At 58.0% G+C, this 9,427-nt stretch carries 9 protein-coding genes and 2 pseudogenes; 4 read left to right on the forward strand and 7 right to left on the reverse strand.

From position 1 onward, the window contains the following. Positions 1 to 583 precede the first annotated feature (583 nt). Positions 584 to 1,063, forward strand: a complete 480-nt coding sequence (locus tag BTE28158_RS31925) for a hypothetical protein (RefSeq protein ID WP_151051783.1) — start codon at positions 584 to 586, stop codon at positions 1,061 to 1,063. Positions 1,064 to 1,486: 423 nt separating this feature from the next. Then, the gene (gene cynR, locus BTE28158_RS31930; RefSeq protein ID WP_151051781.1) at positions 1,487 to 2,374 is read left to right on the forward strand and encodes a transcriptional regulator CynR; all 888 of its coding nucleotides are present in this window, start codon (positions 1,487 to 1,489) and stop codon (positions 2,372 to 2,374) included. Positions 2,375 to 2,833: 459 nt separating this feature from the next. Here cynR and BTE28158_RS31935 read toward each other — a convergent pair whose 3' ends face one another. The 5 genes from BTE28158_RS31935 to BTE28158_RS32715 all read right to left on the reverse strand — a co-directional run bounded on the left by BTE28158_RS31935 (position 2,834) and on the right by BTE28158_RS32715 (position 5,601). After that, positions 2,834 to 3,091, reverse strand: a complete 258-nt coding sequence (locus BTE28158_RS31935; RefSeq protein WP_151051779.1) for a DUF4148 domain-containing protein — start codon at positions 3,089 to 3,091, stop codon at positions 2,834 to 2,836. Positions 3,092 to 3,311: 220 nt separating this feature from the next. Continuing rightward, on the reverse strand, positions 3,312 to 3,791 hold the full coding sequence (locus BTE28158_RS31940; RefSeq protein ID WP_028362915.1) for a nuclear transport factor 2 family protein: 480 nt from the start codon (positions 3,789 to 3,791) through the stop codon (positions 3,312 to 3,314). Between the two features lie 145 nt (positions 3,792 to 3,936). After that, positions 3,937 to 4,407: a cyanase gene (gene cynS, locus BTE28158_RS31945; protein WP_151051777.1), complete on the reverse strand. Its 471-nt coding sequence runs from the start codon at positions 4,405 to 4,407 to the stop codon at positions 3,937 to 3,939. 61 nt (positions 4,408 to 4,468) lie between these two features. Continuing rightward, on the reverse strand, positions 4,469 to 5,128 hold the full coding sequence (locus tag BTE28158_RS31950; RefSeq protein WP_012372075.1) for a carbonic anhydrase: 660 nt from the start codon (positions 5,126 to 5,128) through the stop codon (positions 4,469 to 4,471). A gap of 77 nt (positions 5,129 to 5,205) precedes the next feature. After that, on the reverse strand, positions 5,206 to 5,601 hold the full coding sequence (locus BTE28158_RS32715) for a hypothetical protein (protein ID WP_239007480.1): 396 nt from the start codon (positions 5,599 to 5,601) through the stop codon (positions 5,206 to 5,208). Between the two features lie 212 nt (positions 5,602 to 5,813). On the opposite strand from BTE28158_RS32715, the pseudogene BTE28158_RS32720 reads away from it, so the two are divergent. Continuing rightward, a pseudogene (locus BTE28158_RS32720) lies at positions 5,814 to 5,888 on the forward strand (ArsR/SmtB family transcription factor); the annotation flags it as partial. Then, a pseudogene (locus BTE28158_RS32725) lies at positions 5,884 to 5,961 on the forward strand (arsenical resistance protein ArsH); the annotation flags it as partial. The pseudogenes BTE28158_RS32720 and BTE28158_RS32725, both read left to right, overlap by 5 nt. A gap of 131 nt (positions 5,962 to 6,092) precedes the next feature. Here BTE28158_RS32725 and BTE28158_RS31960 read toward each other — a convergent pair. Both BTE28158_RS31960 and BTE28158_RS32730 read right to left on the reverse strand, forming a co-directional pair. Next, the gene (locus BTE28158_RS31960) at positions 6,093 to 7,184 is read right to left on the reverse strand and encodes a TnsB C-terminal domain-containing protein (protein ID WP_244108041.1); all 1,092 of its coding nucleotides are present in this window, start codon (positions 7,182 to 7,184) and stop codon (positions 6,093 to 6,095) included. Between the two features lie 965 nt (positions 7,185 to 8,149). After that, positions 8,150 to 9,151: a hypothetical protein gene (locus BTE28158_RS32730; RefSeq protein WP_239007482.1), complete on the reverse strand. Its 1,002-nt coding sequence runs from the start codon at positions 9,149 to 9,151 to the stop codon at positions 8,150 to 8,152. Positions 9,152 to 9,427 lie beyond the last annotated feature (276 nt).

Below are 9,427 nucleotides of genomic sequence, written 5' to 3' on the forward strand. Positions count from 1 at the left end.
ATGCTGACGTCTCCCGTTCCGTTGACGTCAACATGCTACGTGAACATAGACCAGTTAACAACGGAACAGGACACTAGTCTACCCTCTAGCGATTACTGCCCACTCCATGTGGGCAGTAAGCCTTGCAGCCCTTGCTTCTGGAATCCACTGCGCCTCCTCGGGTGGATAACATACGGACTGAATGGCATCCTGTTTGCATTCGGAACGGAGAACCTTTGTGGGAAGGCGCTTCCGCAAACACTAGGCTTCGGCTGCGGGATGGCTCGTGGTGCAGGCCGTGCGAGTGGCAATGCACCGGATGCGGGATACAGGCGGATGCACGCCCATAGACCCCACTCGCTCTCTCACTCGAATCCAAGGGTTGACCAAAAAGGGCACAACGGGGCTTTTCGCACGTCTCCACAACAGCCGCTCAATGTCTCGCGTAGCTTTTGCAGACGTCGCAAAACAGAAGGATAACGAAATAATGAGACACAGCGACACTATGATTCGTGCGTCCAAACTCGTGCCATACGGGTCGCGCCTTGCTTGCGCGGCGCGCTCCACTTCCGAGTCGATAGAGTTGGTGCCGATCGACTCAATCATGTCAAACGAAAATATTGAATCACCGCTCGACCACTTCCTTGTCTGGTACTCCTCACTGCCGACGGAACAGCAAGAAATCATCGCCTTGAGTGCGCATTTCATTCCAGGTTTCAACATTGACGTCGCAGAAGCGATCGAGAAGAGCAACGCAGCAGTTCTCTTTGCTGATCGTGTTGTGTCATATAGAGACCGCTCATCGAGCGAACGCTGTGCAGCAACGGTCCTTCACTTGTGCCTCGAACATATCGCGTTTGCTAACCAAGGTACCGGCAATTGGCGTGAGCGACAGGCAGCCCTTCGCGAGTATGCCGACGACTTTGGATATCCGGTGCTTCACGATGCAGCAAACGCTGCACAATTTAAGCACGCGCAGTGGGTGCAAACTCGCAAGAAGTGGAATCAGCTGAAAGCTGGCCCGTTCTCCATTGATGCCATCTCAAACTTTCGGGTCTTCGGTCCAAGCGGAGCCGCCCCCTGAAACGCCGGACACGGTCACCAACCTACGATAACGGGAAGGCATACGACTGTGGTTTTGACCAACACTGTTGTAAGACTCGGGCAACACATCGCCCGGCGTTTCGCCGCTGAGCAAACGAACGGTCGAAGGTCCGCGCGACCGCACGACACAGAGCGGGAGGTCGATGGCAAGCAGAAAAGGCGGACACGATGGTCGCTCGAACGAAGATCATTAGGAAAGTCTACGAACCAAAATAATTTTCCTCAGCTCGAGCGTACTAGCGGCCCGGTTCAGCGTATCCGCAACCCATCGACGACCTCCCTCATGATCGGCTTGGATGCGTGCCTTGATTCGATGGATGAAGGATGGACGCGAATTTCAATAGCGTCCAAGCCTGGTTTGCGATAGATTCGATAGGGATAGCCAATAGGTGAGGGAATTCCCGTGCTGCTACGTCATATCCGTTACTTCCTTGCAGTAGCAGAACAGAAGAACTTCACGCGCGCTGCCGAGGCGCTTCATGTATCGCAGCCCACCTTGTCGCAGCAGATCCGGCAGCTCGAGGACACCCTGGGAACACCGCTGTTCGACCGTTCCGGCAGAACTGTGCACCTGACCGACGCGGGCGAAGCGTGGATGCGTTATGCCAAGCTCGCGCTACAGGACCTTGACGCAGGGGTGAGGGCGATACACGACGTGGCGGAATTGAGTCGGGGCAGCCTGCGTTTCGCAGTAACGCCGACCTTTACGGCTTCCTTGGTCGGGCCGGTCGTCGATGGCTTCCACCAGCTGCATCCTGGCATCAGGATCGATATCCGCGAACTCACACAGGATCAGATGGAGGCGCAGCTTGCAGACGACAGGCTTGATATCGGTGTCGCATTCCATCCGGCCTCTTCGGTCGACATCGAAAGCCAACCCCTCTGCGCGGAAACGCTGAGCCTGGTGGTAGGCCGCAACCACCCGCGTGCCGCACGCCGCAAGGCACTCGCGGGGCCTGACTTTGGCAAGGAGCCGTTGGTCTTGCTGAACGACACATTCGCGACGCGCCGGTTCATCGATGAGCATTTTGCGCGTCACGCTATTCGACCGCTTGTCGCAATCGAAGTGGATACGATCGGTGCAATCGTTGAGATCGTGCGTCGCGGCCAGCTGGCGACGGTTCTCCCTGATCACATCGCACGCGTGCAAGAGGGCCTACATCCCGTGCCGCTCTATCCCCCTCTGCCAACGCGTACGGCTGCCGTCTTAGAGCGCAAGGGTGCGTATCGCACTGCGGCAAGCAGGGCGTTCTTACAACTACTGACTGAGCGGTTCGGAAAGCCGACGTGACCTTCATCGACGCAGACAAAGATATCGACGGCGTCACGTAGCTGAATGACTCGCATCGAAGCTGATGCAGCGTCAGCGGATTGGCCTGCAACAGCGCGTTTTGCCGATATCATCGACCGGAAACCCGCTTTTGCTGACTCGTCCCGCCTCGGTAACGATTCATATTTCGGTGGCGACCCGCCTTGGCGCCGCTGCGGTAGCATGCGCGCCGACCGCGACACCTTCCACTGCTGGGCGCTTAGTCAAACCGTCAGCCGAGTGTTTGCTGGCCGTAGATTCGGCGGTATCGGCAATGCCGATGTGGGCTGCGATCGAGGAAGCGTTCACGATCGAATTCGGTGTGATCCTTGCCGCATTGGATGCTGCAACTGACGATCCGCCGGACATAAACTCATCGAGGCGACTCCCCCTTTGTGAGGCGGCATACGACTCGCTTCGTCGCAGCCGCTTGGTCTGGCATCACGAGCCGTGGAAAACCGTATCGTTCAGGCGTTGCCGCGTACCGTCCTGATCGGCCTGGATCAGCTCGTTGATCACGTCGCGGCGGGTCAGTGCGCGCGGGGCTTCCGGCGCTGCATTCCGCTGGATCAGCGGTACAGCGGAGTGGTAACCCGGTGAAGCCGCTTCTGCGGAAGAGGCAGCAAACGCGGTCGTGGTGGAAGTAGCCAGCGTGAGTGCCGACAGGACGTAAGAAATGTGACGGATGCTCTTGTTCATGATGTTTCCCTTTCCTTGTTTCGATATAAAATACGTAGTGCTAACAGTAAGGATGTTGCGGTTCATAGTTTCTGCTAGCCGAATCACCGGACGAGATTCGCGCACCTCCCGACAAAACTAGCAGTACCAGTGAACTTCAATACACGCCCAACAATCCGTCGTTCTTCGCTACCGAATCGTTGGGCGCTAATCGCTCACCGCGGCTGTAGCGATCCGGGCTTCAAAGTCCCAACTCGCTCAGCCCCGGATGATCGTCCGGCCGACGGCCTAGGGGCCAGTGATACTTGCGCTCGGATTCCTTGATCGGCATATCGTTGATGCACGCATAGCGGCGCTGCATGAGGCCATCCTCGCCGAACTCCCAGTTCTCGTTGCCGTAGGAGCGGAACCAGTTGCCCGAGTCGTCGTGCCATTCGTACGCGTAGCGCACGGCAATGCGATTGCCGCCGAACGCCCACAGTTCCTTGATCAGACGATACTCGTGTTCCTTCTTCCACTTGCGCTCGAGGAACGCCTGCGCTTCCGCTCGATTGTTCGCGAACTCGGCGCGGTTGCGCCATTTCGTGTCGAGCGAATAGGCGAGCGCGACCTTAGCGGCGTCGCGCGAATTCCAGCCGTCTTCCGCGAGACGGACTTTCTCGATGGCCGTCTCCAGCGTGAACGGCGGAAGCGGCGGACGAACTGCTGCGGGTGAAGTCATTTCGGAACTCCTTGTGGGGGACAGTGCGTTGTTGGTGCTCGACGTGGAGCGCGGCCCCGTCATCGTGCAACCCGAGAGGGCAAGGCCGCCCGAAGCAAGCGCGGCACCGGTGCTCAGTAAGAATTTTCGTCTTTGCATCATGGGTTCAGAACGGTTTGGTCGGCAGATACTTGCCGTTGAGCGTGATGACGGCACGCTCGCCACCTTCCGGGTCCGGAACCTTCTGGATATCGAGTTTGAAGTTGATCGCGCTGATGATGCCGTCGCCGAATTTCTCGTGAACCAGCGCCTTCAACGTCGAGCCGTACACCTGCACCATTTCGTAGAAGCGGTAGACGGTCGGATCGGTCGGCACGCCACCCGGAATGCTGCCGCGCACGGGAATGGTTTGCAGTAGGCGCACGGCGGCGGCGTCAAGCCCGAGGCGTTCGGCGACGAGCTTCGCCGCATTCTCCGGCAGCGCATGCTGACCGAGCAGCGCTGCTGTCGTGTATGCGAGGCTCAGGCCCGTGCCTTCGTTGATGGCTTCGAACGTAAGGTTCTTGCGCACCTTCGCGTCGACGATCGTTTCCGTCAGAGCTTCGCGTGCGTTCGGTGTGACTTGCGATTGGGTCATGATGTTGCTCCTTGAGTAAATCAACCTAGTGAGATCGGCAGTCGGTATGACGAGCCGGGAATCAGAGCGCAGCCACGCATTCGGCGGGCGTCGCGGTGACATCGGGATGCGCGGCGAGCGGCACGAACTGGCGAGTCGCGGCGTCGAGCGCGTCGATCGAGCCGGATTCGATGTCGTAGACCCATCCGTGCAAATTGAGGCGGCCTTGCGCGAGTCCCAGTGCAACGGAGGGATGGGTCTTGAGGTTGTCGAGCTGTGCGATGACGTTCTCGCGCACCATCGAGTCGACGCGCTCGCGCTCGCCTGCATGTTCACGCGCCTCGTTGACGAGCTTCGCCGAGTCGGCGTAGCGCAGCCAGTTCGCGACGGCGGGCATATGGTCGAGGCACTTGCACGTTGCGACGGCCGTCATCGCGCCGCAGTCCGAGTGGCCGCAGATCACCACATCCGTCACGCCGAGCGCGGCCACTGCATATTCGACGGTAGCCGAAACGCCACCCGGCTCGGGACCGAACGAAGGCACGATGTTGCCGGCGTTGCGGATTACGAACAAATCGCCCGGTTCGCGCTGCGTGACCAGTTCGGGAACCATGCGGCTATCGGAACAGGAAATGAACAGGGTGCGCGGCGTCTGGCTGGTGGCCAGCTTGCGGAACAACTCCCTGCGTGCCGGCATGATGTCCCGTTGAAACTTCAGAAAACCGTCGATGATCTCTTGCATGGTCAGCTCCATTCAGTCTGGCGTTCGTCGCCGCGTCGGTCAGTGCGATGCGTTGAACAGAGAATGGACCTGTTCCGTCATAGTGTCCAAGACGGGTTTGTGATGCTAACCATAGGAAAGACCAATTGTTGTCGGGCACAAGGAAATTCGCCGTGCTGTTGTGTGATGTCCGTTACTTCCTGGCCGTCCCGGAACACCGCAATTTCACGTGCGCCGCCGAGGCACTGCTCGATCATCGCGAGCAGCACCTTGGCTACGATGTGGTCGGGCTCGATCGTCCAGAAGCCACGCATCCGGTTTGCTTTTGAGCCAGAGCTACGGTTGGCTCTGTATTTGGCGTCGTTAATGTCTATGCTGGTGTGCTCTTCGAAGAACAGCGAAAACGTGCGGTCTGAGAAGTCAAGCACGTAGCCGAGGCCCATGCCGAGCAAGCGCTCAAGTTTTCGCTGTTCGATCGAGGACAGGGTTGCCATGTTGTGTCTCGCTATCTTGGCCGGTCTGTCGACGATTGTACTGAGGAACAGCGATCGCAAAGGGACGCAGGCGAGCGTAAGCCAGCGGTAGGCGCCCCCGTCGCGTGTTCCGGGCGCGCCCCCTTGTCGGGAGCTGCCTCTTCCTGCGGAGGGCGATCAAGCTGTGGACGAAATTCTTGCCCCTGGTTCGATATTTCGACCATTATCGAGTCATGGAAACGAACCAAACCATTGCCGCCCTTGCGGCACTCGCCCACGAATCCCGGCTCGCCGTGTTTCGTGCACTTGGTCGATCGGTACAGCGAGCGCAAGGAAAGCTCCGAGGAACTGTCGGAGCGCGTGAATCAGCGAGTTATCTAGAATCCAGCCAAGGAGTGAGGATGGAGATCCGCCCCGCCACTGTCGACGACCTAGCGTCGATTGAAACGCTAAGGGCGAGGTTGATGTGAGCGACAAGAGCGTTGATGACTTAACTGCGGCAAAAATGATCGCTACCCAAGCATGGAGCAACCCAGCTTCGCCTCCCGTTCCTTCACATCACGCCTGTACGGGACAATCCTGTCGCGCAACTCTTCCAATGGGACGATCTTTTTGCGTGACCGTCGACGTGCACGGGCCGTTGTCTGTTTGGCTCTGGAAATTACATGCCGTTGCTCTTCTATTGTCCTGAAGATCAGTGACTCAGAAACAGTTTGTTGTCCTTCCAACCTAATAGAATGCAACGCTGCCCGGTGTTCAAAAAGAGAAATTGCCGGCCGCCGCATGTCCGCGTAACGGACTTCGAGGTAGTTGCCGCTCCCTGCTGTCACAAAAACACGCGAGAGGTCCTCCGGATGATACCGAACGGTGACCGCCCGCCGCGTCTGGCGCCAGGCGACGAAAATTGGATGCCAATAACGAACATGGAAGAGCGTCAGTCCATCAGCCTGGATTTTCCTCTGCACTACGGGCAAAAACCGAATCAGGAACCTGAGCTCAGCGTCGCTGGACGCGGGAAGCTGCCGCGAATCAAGGCTAAGGGCAAGCATCCGCCACGTGTCAGCTGGCGTCGCTCCAAGCAGCCCGCGATGCGGAACGTGGTGGTAGCGTCTGGCGATCTCGATCGCGAGCCATTGCTCGAATTCTCGAAGCGTCAACGAGGCCGTCTTTTCAGACTCTCGCGCCTTGCGTCCTTTGGGAGACGATCCAGTCGCCCCCGGTAAGCCCCGGACACGCTCCATCAGGGTGCGGTTCAAGCGTTCAATATGACCACCAAAATGAGGCCGCCCGACTGGACGATACATCAGGTGGATACCATATTCCCGACATCCACTGCGAAGCGCCCTGCTCTTGAACTCGGCAGCGTTGTCCAGATGTAGAACGTTCGGAATCCCACGCATCGGCCACTCTGCGTCGGCCTCGATCTTCGCGAGCCAGGGGCTTTTTGGCAGTGCCGCCCTGGTCAGCAGCAAACCAACGGTAGCCGCTCCCGGACGCTCCATGCCAACGTAAAAACTCAACACGCACCTGGTTGCAACGTCCAGAGCGATAGTCAGCCACGGGCGGCCAATCACCTGTCTGTCGTATTCGCTAACCAAAACCACGTCCGCCTGGGGATGGTCGACCTGAACGATTTCCAGAGGATACTTTGCGACAAGTGAACCTGGCGCTGCCAGCGCGCTGGGAAGGGCCGCGCGCTGCAGGGCCGTCCGCCTCGCGATGCTGAGCCCACCGCCGGCCTATGGTGGTTCGGCCTGGTGGTTGCAGTCCGGCAAGCTCACATCTGCGTCGAACCACCAGCACGAGATCGGTTGCAGGATGCGCCAAATGTCGTTGAGTGGGCAGCCAGACGTGCACTACTTCGTCAATCACTGCATCAACGGCCCCTCCCAATCGATGGCTGCTCTCAGATGGGCCTCGTCGTCTCGGGATGACCGCGCTCGCTACTGGGTTTGCCAGAAATTTCCGCCGCAGACGATAAACAGTAGTCCAGTGGACGCCCTGCAGATTGGCAGCCGAAACCGCGCGCTTCTTCGAAAGCGGTCCTCGCCCCAATGGCCGGAGGACATCTGCTACTTTTTCCGCTCTGCTAACTGCTTCCCCGGAAACCGTCATTGCCGCTCCTAATCGAGCCTCGTCAGACGCGTTAGCGGAATTAAAGGACAGGTAGAACGCGTTAGAAAAATAAACGGACATCCGAGCGTGCGCGTGTTGCCAAAATGCAACGCATGAAAAGACGCGCGAAACGACAGCAATGCCTTATCTCGCGGGGCCGTGGCCGTGTCTTACATTAGCGTAATCTATGGACACGATTAGCGGTTTTTAAGGGATTCAACAGCAGCCAAAGCAACTTTTCCCGGTCACATGAGCACGCACCCCACCGCAGCACCTGCACCCGTCACTCCAATGATGCAGCAGTACCTGCGTCTTGTCTGAGAAGGCTTCGGATCGAAAGCTACGCCAAGACCTACGCCGGCGCTTTTGTCGATCGACCGTTAGACATCGAAACTAATCGATGATGTCCGTTCACCATCGCTTCTGCTCCGGCGACAACTGGCCGAATTCCTCCTTATGGAGCAGCTTCGAGGCAATCACTTCGACGGATCAAAACCCTTACCGCGCGCAAGAGGTGATGGTTTATCGTCGGAATCAGTGTTGCCGGAATCTCATAAGGTCCGGCGGTCCGGAAATCGGCTGCATGCATGATGTGAACCAACCCGACGTTGAACTGAACGAACGCTTCAATGGTCTGGTCGTTCCGCATGGCCGCTTTCATTGCATCCTCGTCGAACCAACGCGACGAGTATAGTGTGAACGTCGGTGCGTCGACCGGCGGAAGCGCCCGGAAACCCGCATGGACAAGCCAGTCGAATTGCGCCCGGCTCACCTTGACGATACTGGACGCGCCGTAAAGGCCGGTACCGCTACGCTCGAGATGGTCGATCCACCAGTCGTTTTGCCATCGCTCGTAACCGAGCAATGCACCCTCTAGGCGCACCATGTTCTCGCAGCCGTCGCCTTGCCGGTTGAGATTCTGACGGAAAAATTCCAGAGCCGGGATGCGCCACTCCTCGCCTTTGAGCGTATACAGAATTTGCCCAATTCGACGCGCGGGAAGGCCTGGACGGGCCGGTGCGTCATGGATGATTTCGTGCGAGTGCAAGACGCCTTGAGCCACATACTCGTCGAATCGAGCCTTCAGTAGAACCGACGGCCACCATTCGCTGTTGAATTCGATAAACCCGAATGGTTTGCGCCCTTGCACCATCAAAGCCAGCTCGTAACCTGTATGGACAAGGTAAGGGATACGAACACCAGTATCGACATACTTCGAGATGACGGCATCGCGCGAACCATGGTCAAACTCGATCGCAAAGGCGTCGCATACGGCGGCGACCTGTGTCGACGATAGAAGATACCAGTCGTCGAGGTCCGCATCCTCCGGTGCGTCCGGGTCGACCAGTCGCCGCAGCGCATCAAGCTGGTCGGTTTCGAATCGAACCTCGAGGCACGGGTACAGAAGATCCGGATCGATCGCCGACAGAATGAACGCGGTTCTCGGATATCTCATGGCAATTTCCGGTGCGTCAGTTCGAAGACTTCGACATACGCCAAATCCTTTGAGCAATGCGAGACTGCCGTGCCGTTGCACGACGCGCGTGCAGATTGTCGACGATCTGCTGGACGATGTCGAATGGCTGGTCTTTGTTTCCCTTATGCGCGGGTCGGGGCGCTAAAGCCGGGTGATAACGATCGCTACCGTTCTCTAATCTTACTGTGTCAATAAATTCATGCCATTATAGAAACTTCTTCATCCACGGCGTGAGGAATGATGCACTGGGAAACG

It is taken from the genome of Burkholderia diffusa, from assembly GCF_902499115.1.
GTDB classification, from domain to species: domain Bacteria; phylum Pseudomonadota; class Gammaproteobacteria; order Burkholderiales; family Burkholderiaceae; genus Burkholderia; species Burkholderia diffusa.